The organism is Acidithiobacillus sp. HP-11 (assembly GCF_015100075.1).
GTDB classification, from domain to species: Bacteria; Pseudomonadota; Gammaproteobacteria; order Acidithiobacillales; family Acidithiobacillaceae; genus Acidithiobacillus; species Acidithiobacillus thiooxidans.
This window is the reverse complement of the sequence record NZ_JACKYY010000039.1, coordinates 1-18,708: the sequence shown is the minus strand read 5'-3', so window position 1 is coordinate 18,708 and position 18,708 is coordinate 1. Positions and strand designations below refer to the sequence as shown.

At 52.4% G+C, this 18,708-nt stretch carries 21 protein-coding genes; 2 read left to right on the top strand and 19 right to left on the bottom strand.

Annotated elements, in window-relative coordinates:
• Positions 1-11: 11 nt before the first annotated feature.
• The 18 genes from H7F08_RS11500 to H7F08_RS11415 all read right to left on the bottom strand — a co-directional run bounded on the left by H7F08_RS11500 (position 12) and on the right by H7F08_RS11415 (position 17,064).
• Complete coding sequence (locus H7F08_RS11500; protein WP_031575948.1) at positions 12-812, bottom strand: YdcF family protein; 801 nt, start codon at positions 810-812, stop codon at positions 12-14.
• A gap of 12 nt (positions 813-824) precedes the next feature.
• Entirely contained in the window at positions 825-1,781 is a 957-nt protein-coding gene (lipA, locus tag H7F08_RS11495) for a lipoyl synthase (RefSeq protein ID WP_031575945.1), read from the bottom strand.
• Between the two features lie 2 nt (positions 1,782-1,783).
• Positions 1,784-2,425, bottom strand: a complete 642-nt coding sequence (gene lipB / locus H7F08_RS11490; protein WP_031575942.1) for a lipoyl(octanoyl) transferase LipB — start codon at positions 2,423-2,425, stop codon at positions 1,784-1,786.
• On the bottom strand, positions 2,422-2,688 hold the full coding sequence (locus H7F08_RS11485) for a YbeD family protein (protein ID WP_010637236.1): 267 nt from the start codon (positions 2,686-2,688) through the stop codon (positions 2,422-2,424). The genes lipB and H7F08_RS11485 overlap by 4 nt, the downstream gene beginning before the upstream one ends.
• A gap of 19 nt (positions 2,689-2,707) precedes the next feature.
• Positions 2,708-3,874, bottom strand: coding sequence for a D-alanyl-D-alanine carboxypeptidase family protein (locus H7F08_RS11480; RefSeq protein ID WP_031575940.1), 1,167 nt, complete (start codon positions 3,872-3,874; stop codon positions 2,708-2,710).
• A 146-nt stretch (positions 3,875-4,020) separates the two neighbouring features.
• Positions 4,021-5,115 (bottom strand): rod shape-determining protein RodA, encoded by a 1,095-nt coding sequence (rodA, locus tag H7F08_RS11475; protein WP_024892980.1) that lies wholly within the window; start codon positions 5,113-5,115, stop codon positions 4,021-4,023.
• Positions 5,112-5,585 carry a rod shape-determining protein MreD gene (mreD, locus tag H7F08_RS11470; RefSeq protein ID WP_010637241.1) on the bottom strand — a complete coding sequence of 158 codons (474 nt, stop codon included), beginning with the start codon at positions 5,583-5,585 and terminating at the stop codon, positions 5,112-5,114. The genes rodA and mreD overlap by 4 nt, the downstream gene beginning before the upstream one ends.
• Positions 5,582-6,421, bottom strand: coding sequence for a rod shape-determining protein MreC (gene mreC, locus H7F08_RS11465; RefSeq protein ID WP_010637243.1), 840 nt, complete (start codon positions 6,419-6,421; stop codon positions 5,582-5,584). The genes mreD and mreC overlap by 4 nt, the downstream gene beginning before the upstream one ends.
• Before the next feature lie 25 nt (positions 6,422-6,446).
• A complete protein-coding gene (locus tag H7F08_RS11460; RefSeq protein ID WP_372606774.1) occupies positions 6,447-7,484 on the bottom strand; it encodes a rod shape-determining protein in 1,038 nt (345 codons plus the stop codon).
• A 226-nt stretch (positions 7,485-7,710) separates the two neighbouring features.
• The gene (soxB, locus tag H7F08_RS11455; protein WP_075323216.1) at positions 7,711-9,438 is read right to left on the bottom strand and encodes a thiosulfohydrolase SoxB; all 1,728 of its coding nucleotides are present in this window, start codon (positions 9,436-9,438) and stop codon (positions 7,711-7,713) included.
• 18 nt (positions 9,439-9,456) lie between these two features.
• Positions 9,457-9,984, bottom strand: a complete 528-nt coding sequence (locus H7F08_RS11450; RefSeq protein WP_040429132.1) for a DUF302 domain-containing protein — start codon at positions 9,982-9,984, stop codon at positions 9,457-9,459.
• Positions 9,985-10,055: 71 nt separating this feature from the next.
• Complete coding sequence (soxA, locus tag H7F08_RS11445) at positions 10,056-10,919, bottom strand: sulfur oxidation c-type cytochrome SoxA (RefSeq protein ID WP_010637249.1); 864 nt, start codon at positions 10,917-10,919, stop codon at positions 10,056-10,058.
• 50 nt (positions 10,920-10,969) lie between these two features.
• Complete coding sequence (soxZ, locus tag H7F08_RS11440) at positions 10,970-11,302, bottom strand: thiosulfate oxidation carrier complex protein SoxZ (RefSeq protein ID WP_024892985.1); 333 nt, start codon at positions 11,300-11,302, stop codon at positions 10,970-10,972.
• Between the two features lie 34 nt (positions 11,303-11,336).
• Positions 11,337-11,849: a thiosulfate oxidation carrier protein SoxY gene (soxY, locus tag H7F08_RS11435; RefSeq protein WP_024892986.1), complete on the bottom strand. Its 513-nt coding sequence runs from the start codon at positions 11,847-11,849 to the stop codon at positions 11,337-11,339.
• Between the two features lie 35 nt (positions 11,850-11,884).
• A complete protein-coding gene (gene soxX, locus H7F08_RS11430) occupies positions 11,885-12,280 on the bottom strand; it encodes a sulfur oxidation c-type cytochrome SoxX (RefSeq protein WP_010637254.1) in 396 nt (131 codons plus the stop codon).
• 324 nt (positions 12,281-12,604) lie between these two features.
• Entirely contained in the window at positions 12,605-13,975 is a 1,371-nt protein-coding gene (locus H7F08_RS11425; RefSeq protein ID WP_024892987.1) for a sigma-54-dependent transcriptional regulator, read from the bottom strand.
• A 43-nt stretch (positions 13,976-14,018) separates the two neighbouring features.
• Positions 14,019-15,395 (bottom strand): ATP-binding protein, encoded by a 1,377-nt coding sequence (locus tag H7F08_RS11420; protein WP_226842597.1) that lies wholly within the window; start codon positions 15,393-15,395, stop codon positions 14,019-14,021.
• Between the two features lie 136 nt (positions 15,396-15,531).
• Complete coding sequence (locus tag H7F08_RS11415; protein WP_010637259.1) at positions 15,532-17,064, bottom strand: PhnD/SsuA/transferrin family substrate-binding protein; 1,533 nt, start codon at positions 17,062-17,064, stop codon at positions 15,532-15,534.
• Between the two features lie 59 nt (positions 17,065-17,123).
• On the opposite strand from H7F08_RS11415, the gene moaC reads away from it, so the two are divergent.
• Positions 17,124-17,618, top strand: coding sequence for a cyclic pyranopterin monophosphate synthase MoaC (gene moaC, locus H7F08_RS11410; protein WP_193640607.1), 495 nt, complete (start codon positions 17,124-17,126; stop codon positions 17,616-17,618).
• Positions 17,619-17,625: 7 nt separating this feature from the next.
• On the opposite strand, the gene H7F08_RS11405 is transcribed toward moaC, so the two are convergent.
• Positions 17,626-17,931: a hypothetical protein gene (locus H7F08_RS11405; RefSeq protein ID WP_010637263.1), complete on the bottom strand. Its 306-nt coding sequence runs from the start codon at positions 17,929-17,931 to the stop codon at positions 17,626-17,628.
• Between the two features lie 178 nt (positions 17,932-18,109).
• Here H7F08_RS11405 and H7F08_RS11400 point away from each other — a divergent pair.
• A partial coding sequence (locus H7F08_RS11400) for a molybdopterin-dependent oxidoreductase (RefSeq protein WP_193640606.1) occupies positions 18,110-18,708 on the top strand: 599 nt, incomplete at its 3' end.

The window sequence follows — 18,708 nt, the reverse complement described above, 5'->3', positions numbered from 1 at the left end:
TTTCGTGAATATTACTTGCCGTTATCGAGGCCCTGTTCTTGCAGCCAAAGCCAGAGCAGGCCAAGGTATTCATGGCAGGCCTCACTGCTGATTTCCATGAAAATGGCACGTGGTAGCCAGCTATCCAGCTTCAGTTCCCGGACCTGATTCAGCCGATAGTCGGTGGGTACAGGGATTACTTCCAGATGAGACAAACGAAACCAGGCGACAGCCCGGGGCATGTGCAGGGCTGAAGTCACCAGATATATTTTTTGGATATGATGCTTTGCCAGCAAGGTCCTGGAGTCGGCGGCGTTGGCCGCCGTATTGTAGGAGTGGGTTTCCGGCCATATTGGACTGGTAACATGAAAATCCTGGCGGAGAATGTGTGCCATGGTCGTGGCTTCCGCAGCGACTCCGAAACGTGGCGCCCCGCCACTGGGGACCACCGGTAGCTGCGTTTGTCTGGCGAGTCGCGCCGCTGCCATGAGCCGTACCAAAGTGCGGGCATTGGCGGTTTCCAGGCGGGAATGGGGAGAATCCATGACTTCACCACCACCCAGTACGACAATGGCTCCTGGGTGCTCTGCTCCCGTTAATGGCTGGTTTAGGGGTGGGTAGCGGTTTTCCAGAGGCATGAGCAGCAACCGGGCACCGATTGCGGTTGAAAAAAAGTATAAAATGCCCAGCGCCAGAATAATCAGCGTCCGTCCCCAGTATCGCCAGCCCAGCACCTCACCCAGCCAGCCTAGCATCGCCAACAGGAACAATACTCCCGGGGGTTGGAGTAGCGCCGATGCCAGCGTCAGTACCGTGGTGTAACGCAGTAGCATGAAAACTTCCGGTCAGTCTTCGGTCATTTCATGAAAACTGCGTTCGGCATGGTAGGAAGAGCGTACCAGCGGGCCACTGGCGACATGACGGAAGCCCATGGCCAGTCCATCCAGGCGCAAGATTTCAAATTCATCCGGGGGCACGAAGCGGGCTACAGGCAAGTGGTGACGGGAAGGAGATAAATACTGTCCCAAGGTCAGCAACTCGCAACCCGCCTGTCGAAGGTCCTGCATGACCTCTCGAATTTCATCCAGCTCTTCCCCGAGCCCAAGCATCAGCCCTGATTTGCTGGGAATATCTGGATGTTCTGCCTTGAAGGCCGCAAGTAAATTAAGGGAATGTCGATAATCGGCACCGGGACGGGCCTGTAAATAAAGGCGAGGCACAGTTTCGAGGTTGTGATTGAATACATCTGGGGGAGTATTGCGGAGCGCCGTCAGGGCTTTATCGACGCGTCCACGAAAGTCGGGCACCAGAATTTCTATGTGGAGGTCCGGGCAATGATCACGTAACGCACTGATTACCTGTGAGAAATGCTGGGCACCGCCATCTCTTAGATCATCCCGATCTACGGAGGTGATGACCACGAAACGCAGTCCCATCGTTGCGACGGTCTGGGCAAGGTGCAGCGGTTCTGCCGAATCAGGGGGCTTGGGGCGGCCGTGAGCCACATCACAAAACGGGCAGCGACGTGTGCATACATCGCCCAGAATCATGAAGGTGGCCGTTCCGCCGCCGAAGCATTCACCCAGATTGGGGCACGAAGCCTCCTCACAAACGGTATGCAGATCCGCTGCGCGCAGAATTTTCTTGAGCCGGTCGACTTCCGGAGACAAAGGAGAGCGCACTCTCAACCATTGCGGTTTAGGCACTCTCGGCGTTTCTACGGGAATGATGGGGATTGGAATAGGATTGCGGGCTGTTTTTTCAGCGCCTCTTCCGGTTTTGTTGTCTGTGCGGGTTTCCATGATCAGGCACCTCCTTTCTGTAGAGGCCGCTGCAGCTGATCGGAAAGCGCGTTCATCAACGCTTCGGCAACGTCACGACTGGGCCAGTCGGGACAGAGATCGTGGATCTGAGTGACGGTGAGTTGGGGCATTCCGCAAGGATGAATGCGCTGAAAAGGAGATAAATCCATGTCAGTATTCAGGCTTAAACCATGGTAGCTACGCCCGCGCTGGACGCGCAGCCCCAAAGAGGCGATTTTCGCCTCGCCCACATAAACGCCGGGAGCATCCCGACGGGCATGGGCATTTACCCCATGATCTGCCAGGATTTGAATAACAGACTGTTCCATCATGCTGGTGAGTTGCCGCACATTAATACCCATTCGGGGTAAATCAATCATCAGGTAAACAATCCATTGCCCGGGGCCATGGTAGGTCACCTTTCCCCCCCGGTCACTGCGGATGACCGGTATGGAGCCAGGATCCAGAACATCGGCGGCATCGGCATTGCGGCCGAGCGTAAATACCGGCGGATGCTGGAGCAGCCACATTTGATCAGGCGTTTCCGCATCGCGCTGGGTAGTGAATTCGCGCATGGCATCCAGCACGGTGAAGTAGGGCAGGATTCCGGGCCAGCAGCGCACCAGTATGGGGGAAGTATTCATAAGCAGAGGATGACTCCGTCCACGGCTTTTACCGCCGTATAAATATTCAGAAGCTGGGCTTCATTTTGTATTTCCAAAGAGATCGTTACCGAAAGGTACTGTCCCTGACTGCTGGCGCGCAGGGCAAAAGCGCTTTCCGGTAAATCGGGGGCATGGGGCTCTACGGCTTCGCGCACTGCACCCAGCAGATCAGCATGCTGCCCAATTACCTTGACATGATGCAGATGGGGAAAGTCATCTGCTTGCCGGGTTTCTGTCTTCATGCAAGCCCCTTATTCTGTTTCAGAGCGCGTCACCGATTTTGTGGAACATCCGCGATAACCAGCCAGCCTTCTCTGCAGAAACCATGCTGACCACCGGGACTGTTTTAAGTGTTTTACCGTCAAGCTGGAAAACCAATGTTCCCACGACCGTACCTTTTTTCAGAGGGGCCTGCAAATTCGGATTGAGTTCGACAACGCGCTGCAAATCAGAAAAATGTCCCTTGGGTACGGTGACAGTGACCTTTTGGGTGACACCTACGGGAACATGCATGGGAGAGAAGTCGTTCCGCGTGATTTTACCAACCTGCTGGCCTGACTGGTACACCGGATGATTCACAAAAAAACGGTAACCGTAGTCCAACAGTGCTTCTACGGCATTGGTACTGCCAGCCCAGTTGGGTCCACCCATCACTACGGCGATCAGGCGCCGACCATTGCGCTGAGCGGTAGCGTCAATGCAATAGCCGGAGGCATCTGTCAGTCCTGTTTTAAGGCCATCCACGCTGGGATCCCGAAACAATACAGGATTCCAGCTCCGTTGGGTGATTTTGTTGTAGGTATAGGATTTTTGTTTCGTAATTTGAATGACTTGGGGGTATTGCTGAATCAGTGTCCGGGATAGCCGCGCTACATCCAGAGCAGTGGTATACAGGTTGTCATCCGGTAAACCATCAACATTGTTGTAATGGGTATTATGCAGTCCCAGTTGTGCTGCCGTTTCATTCATCAGGGTTACAAAGCCGGACCGGCTTCCTGCTACGGTTTCGGCCAATGCCACGGCGGCATCGTTGCCCGAATCAATCAGTAGCCCATGTAGGAGTTGGTCAATATTGACCGCCAGACCGGGCTGGATGAACATGCTGGAACCACCAGTTTTCCAGGCTGTGTTGGATATTTGAATGTTTTCATTGAGATTGAGGGTGCCATTGTGGATGGCCTGATAGGTCAGATAGGCCGTCATCAGCTTGGTGAGACTGGCCGGTGCGCGGCGCAGGTTTTCACTTTTCGCCGCAATAATCTGACCCGTGTCATAATCCATCAGTACATAACTGACGACGGACGGCAGGGCGGGTGCTGGAGGTGTGGGCAGTCTTGGGGTCGGCACGACGGCAAAGGCGGTGCTGGCAAAAAGCAGCCCGAAAAAAACAAGAAATATTTTACTTATTAGGGAGGGGCGGGAAATCATCAGGGCCTCAATACGGAGTGTTTAATTGGAGTGTAATCTTGATGGTATCCGAAGAATTATAATGATGTCCGTCAAGAAAGCTATGTTTGTATGCTAAGCGGGCCAAAGTCGCGGCAAAGCTTCCCGGCCCAACACCGCTTGCAGGGCTATTCATGGGTTCGTGGATGGGCGTGCACTGACATCAGAATCCCCAATCCGATCATGAAAGTCAGCATGGCCGTACCGCCATAGCTGATGAGGGGCAGCGGCACTCCGACTACGGGTAAAATCCCCGTGGTCATACCCATGTTGATAAAAATATACAGAAAAAATGTCAGACTCAGGGTGCCGGCAATCAAACGGCCAAAAGCATCCCGGCTTTCAAAGGCGATGACCAGTCCGCGCAGGACAATCAGGAGGTAAGTGGCAATTAGAATGAGTACACCAAAAAGACCGAATTCTTCAGCAAAACCAGCAAAAACAAAATCTGTTTGTGCTTCGGGCAAAAAGTCGAGATTCACCTGGGTACCGTTAAACCAGCCCTTTCCCCAAAACCCCCCGGAGCCAACAGCAATCATGCTCTGAATGATGTGATATCCCGCTCCCAAAGGGTCGCGTTGAGGGTCAAGGAAAGTCAGAATGCGCTCCTTTTGATAACCGTGCAGAAAATGCCACATGACGGGTCCACTGACTGCGACAATGATGAGTAGTCCAATAAACCAGCGCCGTCGCACGCCAGCCAGCCACATCATGAAAATGCCAGCGGCACCAATTTGGGCGGCGGTACCCAGATCTGGCTCCTTGGCAATCAACAGAAAGGGGATGGCGATCAGTATCAATCCGGTAATTGCGGCACGCCAATGGCGCACGTTTTCCTGCTGGGAGTAGTAGTAGGCCATCAGTAGCGGTAAAGCCAGTTTCATGAGTTCCGAGGGCTGGAAAGTGACGGGTCCGGCACCTAACCAGCGTCGGGCTCCGAGGCTTGTTTTGCCAGCGACCAGGGTCAGTGCCAGGAGGATAACGCCGATGCCATAAAGTGCCGGGGCCCAGGCGCGAATGCGTTCCGGCGGAGTGTTAGCAATGGCGATCAGCACAATAAATCCGATAGCAAAGTGGAATAACTGGGCGAAAACTACGCGCAGACTTTCCTGGCTGCCGCTGTAAAGCACGGCCAAACTGATGCCCATCAGAATGACAACACCGGTCAACAGGGCTGGATCCAGTTTTTGCAATGGACGAAACAGGCGCTGTGTCCGGTTCATGGCGATGCCTGCAAATGATGGCGCAGATAATCCAGCAAATAGGTAAACAGGGGCCATAGTAAGGCCCCCATCAACGGGCTGAGGAGCAGGCTGAAATGCCAGCTCACTGGCCCGGACCATAGTTGCCAGGACCAGACGATCAGTCGATGGGCGAACAGCAGCATAAATATGAAAACCAATTGTTCCCAAACGGATAGGTGGCGTACCCTGACCAGACCATTGACCAGCGCATAAATCATGAGAACATCGGCAACAGCCTGTCCACCGGGCACATTACCCATAACCATATCCTGAAGCAATCCAATGAGCCATACCACCGTATAGCTGAGTTCGGAGCCGCTACGGATCGACCAGTAAAGCAGAAGCAGGGCTACAAAATCCGGATGGATCATGCCATAAACAGGGCCGGAGGGGAGTGTTTCCAGGGCCATGGCCAGGAAAAAGGCGATTACCAGGGCAACCGCATTCATGGCTTGCTTGGCCGTGATGTTGTGTTGTTGTTCAGAAGGATAAGTACGGTAGTGAGCTGACCCAAGGGTACTGAGGGCTGCACTGAAATTTGCGCAAAGGGTTCGTCACCATTATGAATGACCCTGGAAATGGTACCAATATGCAGGCCAGAGGGAAAACGCCCTCCGAGTCCAGAGGTGACCAATTGATCACCTGCTTTCAGGGGGGTGTTGCGCGGCTGAAAGGGAACACTTAACCAATGAATATTGCCCTTTCCATTAACCAGCAGCGGAAGGTTTGTGCCCGCCAGTTGCGCCGGGATGCTGCTGTCGAGGTCGGAAATCAGGGCGATCTGGGCGCTGAGATCGGCTACGTGAATGACTTGCCCGGCCACACCGCCAGCGGCCAGCACCGGCTGACCTACCTGAACACCATTGCGACTGCCCAGATTGACGGTAATGAGCTGGCTACCGGGAGAAAAGTTTTCGGCGATGACCTGGGCTACAGCCATCTTCCCGGGTGGCTGGGGAAAACTGTCGAGTAATGCCAGCAGTTGCCGGTTTTCATTGTGTAATATCTCGTTTTCCAGCAGTTTTGGTTCCAGTGTTTTGAGTTTTTCCCGCATTTGCGCGTTTTCAGCAAGCAAACTGCGGCGATCTTGCAGGTATTCACTCACTTTACGCCAGTTTTCTGTGGCCTGCAGATCCAGCCAATGAATGGGATAAGTCAGATTCCCGGACCAGTTCAGCATATTGGGATGCTTTTCGCTGAGCGCCGCAATGACAATACTCAACAACACAAACGCCGCTACACGAAGGAGCGGCGGGTAGCGGCGGGGGAAAAACAACGCTGGCATGCTGAATGTTTACAGTTTCGCCGGATTAATCGTCGGCGAATACCTCACCCAGAAGTTCTAGCTCTTCCAGAGCACGACCACTGCCTCGAGCCACACAGGTCAAAGGGTCTTCGGCAACGATCACCGGCAAGGAGGTCTCCTCCATGATGAGGCGGTCCAGATCGCGCAACAGGGCACCACCTCCCGTCAGCACCATACCGCGCTCGGCAATATCGCCAGCGAGCTCCGGAGGGGTTTGTTCCAGGGCCAGCTTGATGGCGCCAACAATGGCCCCCAGCGGTTCCTGAAGAGCCTCCATGATTTCATTGCTGTTGATGCTGAAAGTGCGGGGAACGCCTTCGGCGAGATTACGCCCGCGCACTTCAAGCGTCAGCACTTCCTGACCGGGATAAGCACAACCCACTTTTTTCTTGATTTCTTCGGCCGTACTTTCACCAATCAACATACCGTAATTGCGGCGAATATAATTAACGATGGCTTCGTCCATCTTGTCGCCACCTACCCGGACGCTTTGGGAATAAACCACACCGCCCAGAGCAATTACCCCGACTTCAGTGGTCCCACCGCCAATGTCCACCACCATGGAGCCGGTGGGTTCGGCGACCGGCATGCCGGCGCCAATGGCTGCTGCCATGGGTTCTTCAATCAGATGCACTTCGCGGGCTCCTGCGCTCATGGCTGATTCGCGGATGGCACGGCGTTCAACCTGCGTGGCTCCGTAGGGCACACAAACAATAATACGGGGACTGGGGCTGAGAAAACGCTGGTGATGGACGCGCCGAATGAAGTGCTTGAGCATCGCCTCCGTAATTTCAAAATCGGCAATGACGCCGTCTTTTAAAGGCCGAATGGCGGTGATGTTGGCGGGGGTGCGTCCGAGCATCCGTTTGGCCTCTTCACCGACATGTAAACGCCGACTACCTCCACCACGGCGGCCAGTATGAATGGCAACGACAGAAGGTTCCGAGAGGACAATGCCCTTTCCTCGCACATAAATCAGGGTATTGGCCGTACCCAGGTCAACAGCGAGGTCCGTGGAAAAGAGTCCAAGAATGCGTTTCATGATCATCTGGTTACAAGCCTTTATTATGCAAGTGGGGACACGGCCGGGACGTGAACAAAGTTAAACATCATTTCCGGGCTGCAAAATTCAGTGCGCAGTCTAGCATGAGGTATGGTTGAGATAAAATCTGGTGAAATGGGGTGATTTGGCTACAGGACCTTGTTTTGCCCACAAAAAAAACCAGCGGTAAAACCGCTGGCTAATGCTGCTCGTCACCTGAACATGGTTAAAGCTTGTAGGTTTTGGGAAAGGCAATGCCGTGGTTGTTTGCCATGTCCTTGTTGAGTACCGGCAGATCCACCTTGTCTACCCGTACATTCTTTTTGGATTGCAGCCACTGTGAAAAAATATCCCAGACTGGTTTCCCTTCAACAGGTTGCATGGCTGCCCATCCTGCCACTTTGTATTTTTTGCTGGCAGACATCGTTTGACCACCAATCCGCATATTGCTGCAACGATGATAGATTTTTTCATCGGGATTGAAATCATACTGAATATTCCCGACCCTTATCATATCCCCGCCCTGCTGATAATAGGGGTTCGGATTGAAGATGTTATCTGCCACCTGCTCCATGATGTTCTTGATTTGTTCGCCGGTGTAGGTGTTGACGGTAACCTGGGGATAGGTAATGGCCGTCTGACCCATGACGTCTTCCATGGTGATGGTTTCGCCGGGGAGCTTGCAGTAGCCCCAACGGAAACCGGGGGAGAAAGAGACTTCGCAATCCATTTCTTCCCGTAAGGCATCACAGAGCAACTGGTCAAAGCTGCCATTAAAGTTGTCACGCCGATAAAGCAGGCTTTCGGTAGTAGCCAGAGGTTGCGCCAATTTCTGCTGATAAGGGCTGCGGACCTTATGGATATAGTCAGCCATCTCCGGATCTTCCTTGATCAGGTTGGAGAACACCGGCAGATAATGGAAACGCCAGCCATTGAGTTTGCCTTTGCCGACATCCAGATCGAAACGGGCTAATACCTTGCCATTGGTGCTGGTATTGATAATCAGCGTATTGCCGACCATGAAAGGCTTGGGTCCCATAATATCATGGGTATGGCCACCCAGAATGATGTCAATACCCTTGACCATTGCGGCCATTTTCTTGTCAACGTCAGCGCCGTTATGCGAGAGCACAACCACCAAGTCTGCGTGTTGTTTCTCACGGCATTCTGTCACCATTTTCTGCATATGTTCGGTATGAATGCCAAACCCCCAGTCAGGTATCATGTAACCGGGATTGGCGATGGGGGTAAACGGAAAGGCCTGTCCAATAACGGCAATTTTACGGCCACTGACCTCATGAATATGGTAGGGTTTGAAAACCAGTTCCTGCCAGGTGTTGTTGAAGATATTCTGGGCAAGAAAATTGGCCTTGAGTTCAGTTTTGACCAGGTGCTCCACCTGATCCTGCCCGTAAGTGAATTCCCAGTGACCCACAAAATCATCTATTCCCAGGAGATTCTGGGCACCGACCATATCTGCGCCCTTGGTCCAGAGACTGGTCGCTGAACCCTGCCAGGTATCACCTCCATCCAGCAGCAACACCTTGTCTCCCCTTTGTTGCCGATAACGTTTGACCAGGCTGGCGATGTGCGCGTATCCACCGATTTTACCGTATTTGTGCGCGAGGGTGTCGAAGTCCAGGCAAGAATAGGCATATTTGCTGGAAGAGGGGGTGGCTACTCCATAATAATCCAGCATCCACTGTCCGCAGAGATGGGGAACCTGATTCAATACCTGCCCTACGCCGATGTTGGTATCCGGCTCACGCCACCATACCGGCAGCAATTGCGCATGGGAGTCAGTCATGTGCAATAAGGTGACATTCCCATAATCAGGAATTTCATAAGGGTCGGCATCTGCCCCCCACGCCGACTGCACGGCACCCGGTGTCAGGAAGCTGCCAGCACCGGCTATGCCCATTAATTGCATGAAATCACGTCTACTTAAGTTCATTGAATCCTCCGGTACGGATTAAAGCCCGCCAGCAGCGGCTTGCTTCATCACGGTAATAATCTGGTGATCCAGTTCCTGAGCCACCTTGGCGGATTCTGGATTTTTCGGGAAATATTTCAGGGCATAGGTGGGTAAATAGGTCATCAGTTTGAGTTGACCATTTTGTTCATACATGACAATTTTACAGGGTGCAAAAGCCCCAAATTCTGGTGTGCTTTTGAGAATTTTGGCACCCAGTACCAAATTACAAACCTCATAAATGACATAGGGCTGATTACTTTTAATACCCCTTTCCTTGAGTCCCTGCTGAACATCCAGCGTGCCCACCACATTCATGTTTTCAGCCTCGGCACCGCTCTGAATACCCATTTTGATCTGGGCCGGAGTGACACCTTTTTGTACGTTGACAATGTACAACGGGCTGGCGGTATTAATTGCTGGCATTCCGGAGACCGTCGAAGAAATCTCGGCACCCTGTGCCCAGCCGCCAAGACTCAATCCCGTGCAACATAAGCCGAGCACGAGTAATGATTTTTTCATATTCATGGTATTCCCCATTGTTTCTGGTAGTAAGTAGTACCGGGTAAAAATTCATGATTTATTACCCGGGGTTGAGTTCAGGGACGATATCCCGGCACGTTGATCTTGATGCCGTTGCTGAGATAACTCATGAAATATTCCAGCCGCTGGTAATCTGCACTTTCGAGCGGTTGTGGCACCGCACCTACTTTTTTGTCACAACCCTGCATCCGCTTTTGCAAAGTATTTACTGCCGACCAGGCAGCCCGATAAGTCGGGAAATGGGCGCTTTGGCCCTGTACTGGAGAGATGATTTGTGCGCGTAAATACTTCCCGGCATAAGCAACATGGCAAGTAGCACAGGAAAAATTCAGTTGCCCGCGTTTCATGAAAAAGTAGGCTTTACCTTCTTCAAAGGCTTGCGTGGCCCCCGGACCCTGCACCTGAACATCCATTGGCATGCCATTGGACAAGGACGTCAGATATGTTTGCAAAGCCACCATATCACTGCTGCCATATTTAAGCGGTGCCTCACCATTAGCCTTGCGGCAGGCATTCAGACTGGTACCGATAGTTACTATGTCATGGGTTTTGGGGTCATACATGGGGTAGTGCGCCGCCACACCCTTACCACCATCAGGATAACAACTGGCATAAGACTTGCCGTTAGCAAAAGGCTTGGTCCACAAAGCCTTGCCTTGGGATAAAGTCAAATCTCCGGGATTAAACTGAATGGCCTCCTGATATTGACTGTACATTTCCGGGCTGAATGCATAAGAACCCAGCGCGTACTTCTCCAAAGGCATTTTGGGATTTTGTTCCTTAAAATAGGTATGAAATTGTTTAAGCGTCTCGGCCGGTCCGACCTTGGTATTTCCCAGGTCCCACCAGTTGACTGCCTGCGCGGCGTCACTGACACCAGCTAGGCCTATGATTGAAAGCGCAATCAGCAACCGCTTCATGGGTTCCTCCTTTTATTGCAGGGGCGATTTCATTCGCCCCGATATAGGTATCAGGCTACTGTCAGTTTGGAATCGGCACTCCAGTTACCGCCGGTATTGTCTTTCCAGACCATTTTCAGGGTTCCGCTACTTTCGGCCCGCAATTTGAATGCGAGGTAGGGATTGGCACTGACGGCTGTACTCCAGTCAATGTCCAGTAAAGGTTTGTCATCAAATGTCACTGTGACGGTTTGGATAAAATGGGCCGGAATGACTTTTCCAGCCTTATCTTTGGTCAGACCCGTAGTCATGGGATTCATAATCAGTGAACGGATTTCGACAATTTCCCCTTTTTTGGCGCTGCTCGCCATGCGAATCATTGGGTTACCTACATTTCCTGCCATGGATAATTCCTCTTTTTAATGGGTGTATATTGGTTTAACCGCCGCAACCACCAATGGTGACTTTGACTTCCCGGGGAGCAGAGGCCATCAGAACGCCCTTATTGGTTTTGGCAACGACCCGGACATTGTCCGTTTTTGCCATTTTGATGCGTTGTTGGATGTATGCTTTACCTGCTGCGGGCGTAAACGTGAACTGACTGGCCAGAGGGGTGGGATTGTGATCGACAAACAGATAAACCGCTGCAATGTAATCGTCCGCCGTCATGGGCGAATCAACTTCAATGGTGACGGGAACCGCTCCGCCGTTTTCAGCAATAGTGGGCGCGGTCAGTTTGACTTTGGATGACACCGGCACGTTAGTTTTACCGACGGAATCGGACATAGCCTCTTTCAGTAACTTGGCATCAAAAGCTTTTGCAGGCCATCCGGCAACATTGTCTGCAAAGGCCAGTTGAGGCTTGATCAAGCCAAGACCAGCAGCCGTAGCTAAGGCCCCTGTAGCCAGGCTGGCACCTAAAAACTGGCGTCGCTCAATGGGTTTACTCATCATTATTGTCTCCTTAGGAATTACAGATGGATTATTTACTTCAAAGACCACAAATAGTCGGCAACCTGCTCTAACTGTGTCTGCGTCAGCACTTTGTTCTTGCCAAATTCCGGCATGTTTGCGTAAGGAAATAGTTTTTCAGGATCACCTAAAAAAGCGACAAGTTTTTCCTTGGTCTGAAACATCTGCTGAAAGGTCACCCCCTGCATGGGCAGGGCCGGACCCACATTGCCCGCCATGGTTCCGCCCGGTAGAGCGTGGCAGGCAAGACAGTTTCCCTGAGCGCGATTGAAGGCAATAGCTTTGCCGGCCTGAATACTGCTGACGTTGCCCGGCGCTTCTGCCGCTGCGCCATTTAGGCTAAATCCCAGACAGGAAATACCCGTCACCAGCAAACCGATCTGAGCCAGCTGTTTATTTCTGTGCTTCATAAAATGCTCCTTTAATGCAGCGCGACCTACTGGCGCGGCAAGATTAATTAGCAGCTTTTGTGCCATCATTTTAGACAGAATGGCTTCTTACAATAAACAATAAAATAGTCTGTAATGTATAATTTCTGGTGCCGTTTTTTTAGCCATTTTTACGGCATTTTCAGCCCTAAATCTGGATCAATAGGTGTTTTTTAATGATTCAGACCGGAAGGTACAAAGGCGCTGTGCGGGTGAGGGTGTTGCCGCGCGCAAGAGAAGGGGCAGTCGAGAGAAAAAACAGTGTGCCAAAAGGACCAGATGTTTCGCACCGGTCCCTGCAATGGATCAGTTATCGAGGTTGTCTTCTTCAGAATCCTGGTCGCCAAGCAGGCCGATATTTTTCATTTTGGTCCGCAATTGTTTGCGGCTGATACCCAGAAGAACAGCCGCCTGACTTTGATTAAACCGGGTTTTTTCAAGGGCGCTGAGCACGGTTTGCCTTTCCAGGGCAGGTAAATCAAAGGGGCTTGCCGTACCGGATCCACCAGCTCCAGCATTTTGCTGGCAGATGTCGGGAGGGAGGTTTTGCCGCTGTATGTGCCCATGACGATTGAGCACCACCATCCGTTCCAGAAGGTTTTCAAGTTGTCTGATATTGCCGGGCCACTCATAGGCTTCCAGAGCAGCCAGGGCTTCACTGCTGATGGTTACGGTCGGGCTACGGCCAATGACGCTGCAGATTTGTTCCAGAAAATGATGTACCAGCGGTGCGATGTCCGCGCGTCGCTCGCGCAGCGGAGGAATATGGAGCGGAATGACATTCAGCCGATAATAGAGATCTTCCCGGAACCGGCCTTCAGCTACGGCCTTGGCCAGATCCATGTGGGTGGCTGCCACGATCCGGGCCAACATGCGCAAGGGTTGATGGGTGCCCAGACGGGTAAATTCCCGTTCCTGCAGGGCGCGGAGCAGTTTGACCTGCATGGCGAGAGGCATATCTCCCACTTCATCCAGAAAAAGGGTTCCGGCACCAGCCATTTCTAGTTTGCCAGCTTGCGTACGGGTCGCTCCCGTAAAGGCGCCTTTTTCATAGCCAAAAATTTCACTTTCCACCAACTCCAGGGGAATGGCGCCACAGTTAAAAGCGACAAAAGGTTGGTCGGCCCGATTGGAAGCTTGATGCAAGGCACGCGCAACCAGCTCCTTACCGGTCCCGGATTCTCCGGTAATCAGCACATTGGAGGGAGCTGGAGCTACCAGATCAATGGTTTCCAGCAGGGCTTCGATAGCGCGGCTGACTCCGATCAAGCCGTGCCGGCGTGGCTCCTGACGCATGGGGGGTAGTGACCTGCCACGACGTCCCAGGGTTTGGCGAATCAAGGCGATCAGTTCGCCCTCATCAACCGGTTTAGTCAGATAATGTTCGGCACCCGCCTTGATGGCTTCGACCGCCTGCTCAATTTCTCCGTAGGCTGTCGTAATAATGACCGGTATTTCAGGATGCGTCGCCTTGATATTGCGCAATAGTTCGGTGCCGGAAAGCCCGGGAAGGCGCTGATCAGTCAGGATCAAGTCGGGTGCATTGCTTGCAATGATTGCCAGCGCCTGTTCGCCATTTTCGGCTTCCAGTACCTGGAAACCCTCGGCAGTCAGTACCGCTGCCAAAACACAGCGAAGGTTTTTTTCATCTTCTACAATTAAAATCAGATTTTGCATGTTTATAGGGTCGGTCTCAGAAATTTTTTGGTCATGGTCATCATCAGGATGACAGGGGAAGCTTACAGGGCAAATGGAGAATGAATCTGGCACCGGAATGGGTTTCGCACAATTCTACGCTGCCATCATGCACCATCATGATTTTGGTGACCACGGCCAATCCCAGACCGCTACCCTTGGTTTTGGTGGTGACATAGGGTTTGAAAATGTTCTTCCGTTTTTCCGGAGGAATGCCCGGCCCATTATCAGAAACCATAATGTCCAGCTGCGCAAGCCCGGATTTTTCTGCAGCAAGATGCAGTTCCCCATCTTGCATGGGCAGGGCATCAATGGCATTGAGAATCAGATTGCTCAAAGCCTGTTCGATCAGGGAAGGGTCCAGCATGGCATGCAGGGATTCCGGGCAATCCAGAGTGGCCATAATGGTTTTGGTCTCCAGGTCTGCGCGATGCCTGGATAGACACCGCTCCAGCAGATGCCGGATTTGCGTGTCGACAGGAATCGCCGCGTAGGGCCGGCCAAAGTCCAGAAAGCCCTGTGTCATGTCATACAGGCGCTGCACTTCTTCTTCAATGATGCGGATAAAATCGCCCTGATTGTCAGCCTGACCATAGCGTACCAGGTAACGTGCGGCACCGCGCAGGGAGGACAGGGCATTGCGGATTTCATGGGCCACCTGTGCAGACATTTCACCAATGGTGGCCATACATTGCATGGCCTGTTGGCGCTGGTGCAGCTGACGAAGCTCCAGCAAATGTTCCCTGAGGCGCTGTTCGGTGAAGCGAAAAGCCCATTCCAGGCGGTACAGTTCGTCGCCCGACTGGGGAGTGCGGACAAGGGTGAACTTCTTGTCGAGGCCAAGACGGTCTTCCATGCTTTCAATTTCATCCAGTAGTCTTAATACCGGACGCGTCATCGCCAGGCTGACCAGATAGGCTCCCAACAGGCCCAGTAATGCGGTAATCAAGCCAAGTACAATCAACCGACTGGTGGTTCTATCCAGGCGCTGGTTCACCAGTCTGTTAATGTGTTTCTGATTACCCTGGAGATATACGGCGCCCAGCTGATTACCTCCGGCCAGAACAGGTGCAGCGAAGTGATCGGCCTGATGGGCGTTGGCTCTGGACAAATATGAAGGGAGGGTTTGTCCCAGCTGGCGGATATCGGGGCTGGCTACCACGACATTTCGGCTATTGGTGATGACTACTGTTTGCACCAAAGGATTGTGCAGTTCTGCCAGCTTGCCCAGTTTTCCACCATCTTTCAGCAGGAGAGGGTCTGCTGCAGAGCTGGCCAGCGTTTCCGTCAGCCGCAGCAATTCGGTCTGTACCTGATTGGTGAGATCGTTGCGTACGGATGTGTATAAAAATATGGAGATTGATAAATAAATCAGAGCCACCAGAAGCAGCACAAAAGTCATGCTTTTGGCTCGCCAGGACATATTTTGCCAAAAGTGCATGACTGGCTGGAAAATATGTACAACGACTGCCCGGGTCTTCCAAACATCCTGTTTTTTTGAGGAAGCAGGAATATCTGGTCCTGAAGCCTTGCTCGGACTAGGCATCAGGCAGAATGCTGAAACGCATGAAACCGGCCGTGTCCAGCACGTTGAGGGGCATTTTCGCAACCTGTTGTTTGACAGCGCTGTGTATTCCGAGCGGCAGCTGGCGTTTGCCGACCAGTGTCCATACCGGTGCCCGGCCGGCGCTTTGAACAATCGACCAGATACCGGGTAATTCTTTTTCTAGGGTCATGACAGTAGCTGTACGGACTATGCCGAGTGTGGCACGATTTTCTGCCAATGCTGTAAAAACAGCGTGCTCTGAACCTTCCGGAACCCATGTCACCGGTCTGTTACCGGCCAGGCGGAGCAGTTTGGCTTTAGCCAGAGAGCGGGCACTGCAGTAAGGGCTGGCAAAAGCAATGCGCAGGGGACCCGTGGATGGCCCGGTGCCTGGTGTCGACATATCCCTACGAATAATCGCCAGGCCATGCAGGTCATGGCGAGGAACTGACTGGGCAATAGGCAGCATCTGCGTTTTTTCCATGGCGACCATTCTGGGGGTTAGCAGGGCGAAGTCAAATTTGCCAGCGCGCCCATCAGCGACGAAACTCTGTTCGTTATGGGGAATGACCAGCTGTACAGGAAGTCCCGTGGCTTCATTCAACGCCTTTTGCAGCGGGGCAAAAATTTGGTATGCCGCTATCGGTGTGAAAGTGGGCGGAATTCCCAAGGTCATGGCTTCTTGCGGCACTTTGGGAAGGAGTTTGACCCCGTGTATTTCTTGATAGAGGGTGCGTAGCGCATTGTAATCCCCATCATTGATGGCTTTGAATCCTGCTGCCAGACCGCCAAGAGCCTGAATGCTGACGGGATCCTGCATTTTTGCTGTCAGTAGAGCGGCGGTGAGTTTCGTGCGGATGTTGGCGGGCACGCCGGCAGAAGCCGCCAGTAGGTCGCCGGGGCCGACCTCGGCATCGGCAATGGCGCGCAGGGTTCCCGAATGGATATAGGGTGCTGCCACGTTTTTGGCAACCGCTGTAGCATCGTAAAAACGCGCAGCCACATCCATGAGCGCACTCTGATCTGATCCACTTTGCCGAAAAACACTAAAACTTTTGGGCGTCATCCCCAGCTCACGAAACATGGACAAGGGTACCAGCGAGGAAGCTGCACAGGCAGGATCCCCCATGACAAAGCTGCGGTTCCTGAGTTGTAACACGTTGTGGATGGGGCTGTTACGACGCACGACAATAACACTATGGTTTCCGCCGGGAGTGGGAATCACTCCGGCGAGAGGGTAATAAGCCTGTTGATGGGCACTGCGGATGTAAGCAATAGGACAAAAAAGCACCATTTGCGGAGTGTTTTGGTCGGCCTGATTGTAAAAGCTTTGTAGATTGGCGCTGAAGCTCAGTGTGATTTTTTGATTAATGGCATGGCTTAAGTAGTTGGCCAGCGGTGTGAATGCGGCATACATGACGGCCGGGCTACTGACCGGGGGCAACAGAAAGCGTAAATCGGCTTGCGCTGGCAAGGCGAAACAACAGAGAATCAAACACAGCCAGAGCTGTCTTTTGGTTTTCATGAGAAATTCCAGAGCCGTTCGGATAGGTTCAAATTGTAAGCAAAAGGAGTGCCAGATTCATGTCTGTTCCTGAAAATCTGAATCATTTTAATGCGCAGGGCGAAGCCCACATGGTCGATGTTGGCGCGAAGGCGGTGAGTACGCGGATTGCCATTGCAGAAGGCGAAATCAACATGGCAGAAAGCACCTTCCACCACATTACCGAAGGGCAGATTCACAAAGGTGATGTGCTCGGAATTGCCAGAATAGCCGCCATCCAGGCCACTAAAAGAACCTGGGAGCTGATCCCTTTGGCACACCCGTTGTTCTTGACGGCTGTTCAGGTGGACCTTATTCCTGAAACTGACCCCACCCGCATTGTTTGTCGTGCGGAAGTACACTGTGCAGGGCAAACCGGCGTGGAAATGGAAGCATTAACTGCCGTATCTGTTGGGTTGCTGACCATATACGATATGTGCAAGGCAATAGACAGGGGTATGATCATCAGGGACATCCGCCTGCTTAAAAAGGAAGGCGGCAAGACGGGCCTCTGGACAAGAGAGGCCCACTCGTAAACTTCAACTATTTGCCGCGATGCGGGCTGGAGCTATAACGCATCATGACATCCGTGTCTTTCCAGCTGGCTTCCTTCAGAATTTCATCCGGAATCATATAACGATCCTGGGGAGCCACATCCTGGAATTTCACCACGCGCAGCACATCTCCATAAGGTAACTTGCGCAGCAGGCCATCTTTGTCGGTGGCCCGAACGATCATGGCATCCTTGAGCAGGGCGTAGACATAGAAATTACCGGGACGCAATTTACCTTCCTTATCCTTCCAGGTCACGGTAATGCGGGAATGTTCTTTGAAATCGTTGCGAATCATGAATGCATCTCCTTGGACTAAGCGCCACTAAACTAATCATCGTCCCTACCACAAAGCAAATAAGGACTACTTATTACAAAATCAAAAACGCTGACTTGCTTTATCAGGCACGCTCCGCCAAGATTTCGGCGATAACGGGATGTCCCCGATTTGTTGCAGCCAGGCGCGAGGTACAAATATGGCTACGGTTATGGAATTTGAAGACCACAGCAAGCAGGAAATCAAGTACTCCACTTGCTACATGTGTGCTTGTCGTTGTGGCATCAAAGTCACTGTAGAAGACAATAAGGTACGATTTATCCAGGGTAACCGCAACCACCCCATCAATCAGGGTGTGCTTTGTGCCAAAGGCTCTGCAGGCATTATGAAGCAGTATTCGCCGGGTAAATTGCGTAATCCACTGCGGCGTAAGCCCGGTACCGAGCGTGGAGCTGGAGAGTTCGAGGAAATTTCCTGGGACGAAGCTATTAACACCCTGACCGAAAGATTGGCCCATATCCGGGCCACCGATCCAAATAAACTCGCCTATTTTACGGGACGTGACCAGATGCAGGCGCTCACAGGATTGTGGGCGCAGCAGTTTGGAACCCTGAACTGGTCGGCCCATGGCGGCTTCTGTTCGGTGAACATGGCTACTGCCGGATTGTATATGCTGGGTCACGCGTTCTGGGAATTTGGTGATCCGGATTGGGATCGTACCAAGTATTTCATGCTCTGGGGTGTGGCCGAAGATCACTCCTCCAATCCCCGTCGCTTATACACATCTCCGAGCCCACG

What these genes read in the sequence shown, in the direction of transcription:
- soxX (WP_010637254.1), bottom strand. Translation starts at nt 12,280, where the DNA reads ATGAAGCACAGAAATAAACAGCTGGCTCAGATCGGTTTGCTGGTGACG.
- H7F08_RS11415 (WP_010637259.1), bottom strand. Translation starts at nt 17,064, where the DNA reads ATGAAAACCAAAAGACAGCTCTGGCTGTGTTTGATTCTCTGTTGTTTC.
- H7F08_RS11485 (WP_010637236.1), bottom strand. Translation starts at nt 2,688, where the DNA reads ATGAAGACAGAAACCCGGCAAGCAGATGACTTTCCCCATCTGCATCAT.
- rodA (WP_024892980.1), bottom strand. Translation starts at nt 5,115, where the DNA reads ATGAACCGGACACAGCGCCTGTTTCGTCCATTGCAAAAACTGGATCCA.
- mreC (WP_010637243.1), bottom strand. Translation starts at nt 6,421, where the DNA reads ATGCCAGCGTTGTTTTTCCCCCGCCGCTACCCGCCGCTCCTTCGTGTA.
- H7F08_RS11500 (WP_031575948.1), bottom strand. Translation starts at nt 812, where the DNA reads ATGCTACTGCGTTACACCACGGTACTGACGCTGGCATCGGCGCTACTC.
- lipA (WP_031575945.1), bottom strand. Translation starts at nt 1,781, where the DNA reads ATGGAAACCCGCACAGACAACAAAACCGGAAGAGGCGCTGAAAAAACA.
- mreD (WP_010637241.1), bottom strand. Translation starts at nt 5,585, where the DNA reads ATGAATGCGGTTGCCCTGGTAATCGCCTTTTTCCTGGCCATGGCCCTG.
- H7F08_RS11420 (WP_226842597.1), bottom strand. Translation starts at nt 15,395, where the DNA reads ATGACTTTTGTGCTGCTTCTGGTGGCTCTGATTTATTTATCAATCTCC.
- moaC (WP_193640607.1), top strand. Translation starts at nt 17,124, where the DNA reads ATGTCTGTTCCTGAAAATCTGAATCATTTTAATGCGCAGGGCGAAGCC.
- soxY (WP_024892986.1), bottom strand. Translation starts at nt 11,849, where the DNA reads ATGAGTAAACCCATTGAGCGACGCCAGTTTTTAGGTGCCAGCCTGGCT.
- H7F08_RS11450 (WP_040429132.1), bottom strand. Translation starts at nt 9,984, where the DNA reads ATGAATATGAAAAAATCATTACTCGTGCTCGGCTTATGTTGCACGGGA.
- H7F08_RS11405 (WP_010637263.1), bottom strand. Translation starts at nt 17,931, where the DNA reads ATGATTCGCAACGATTTCAAAGAACATTCCCGCATTACCGTGACCTGG.
- soxA (WP_010637249.1), bottom strand. Translation starts at nt 10,919, where the DNA reads ATGAAGCGGTTGCTGATTGCGCTTTCAATCATAGGCCTAGCTGGTGTC.
- soxZ (WP_024892985.1), bottom strand. Translation starts at nt 11,302, where the DNA reads ATGGCAGGAAATGTAGGTAACCCAATGATTCGCATGGCGAGCAGCGCC.
- H7F08_RS11480 (WP_031575940.1), bottom strand. Translation starts at nt 3,874, where the DNA reads ATGATTTCCCGCCCCTCCCTAATAAGTAAAATATTTCTTGTTTTTTTC.
- lipB (WP_031575942.1), bottom strand. Translation starts at nt 2,425, where the DNA reads ATGAATACTTCCCCCATACTGGTGCGCTGCTGGCCCGGAATCCTGCCC.
- H7F08_RS11425 (WP_024892987.1), bottom strand. Translation starts at nt 13,975, where the DNA reads ATGCAAAATCTGATTTTAATTGTAGAAGATGAAAAAAACCTTCGCTGT.
- H7F08_RS11460 (WP_372606774.1), bottom strand. Translation starts at nt 7,484, where the DNA reads ATGAAACGCATTCTTGGACTCTTTTCCACGGACCTCGCTGTTGACCTG.
- soxB (WP_075323216.1), bottom strand. Translation starts at nt 9,438, where the DNA reads ATGAACTTAAGTAGACGTGATTTCATGCAATTAATGGGCATAGCCGGT.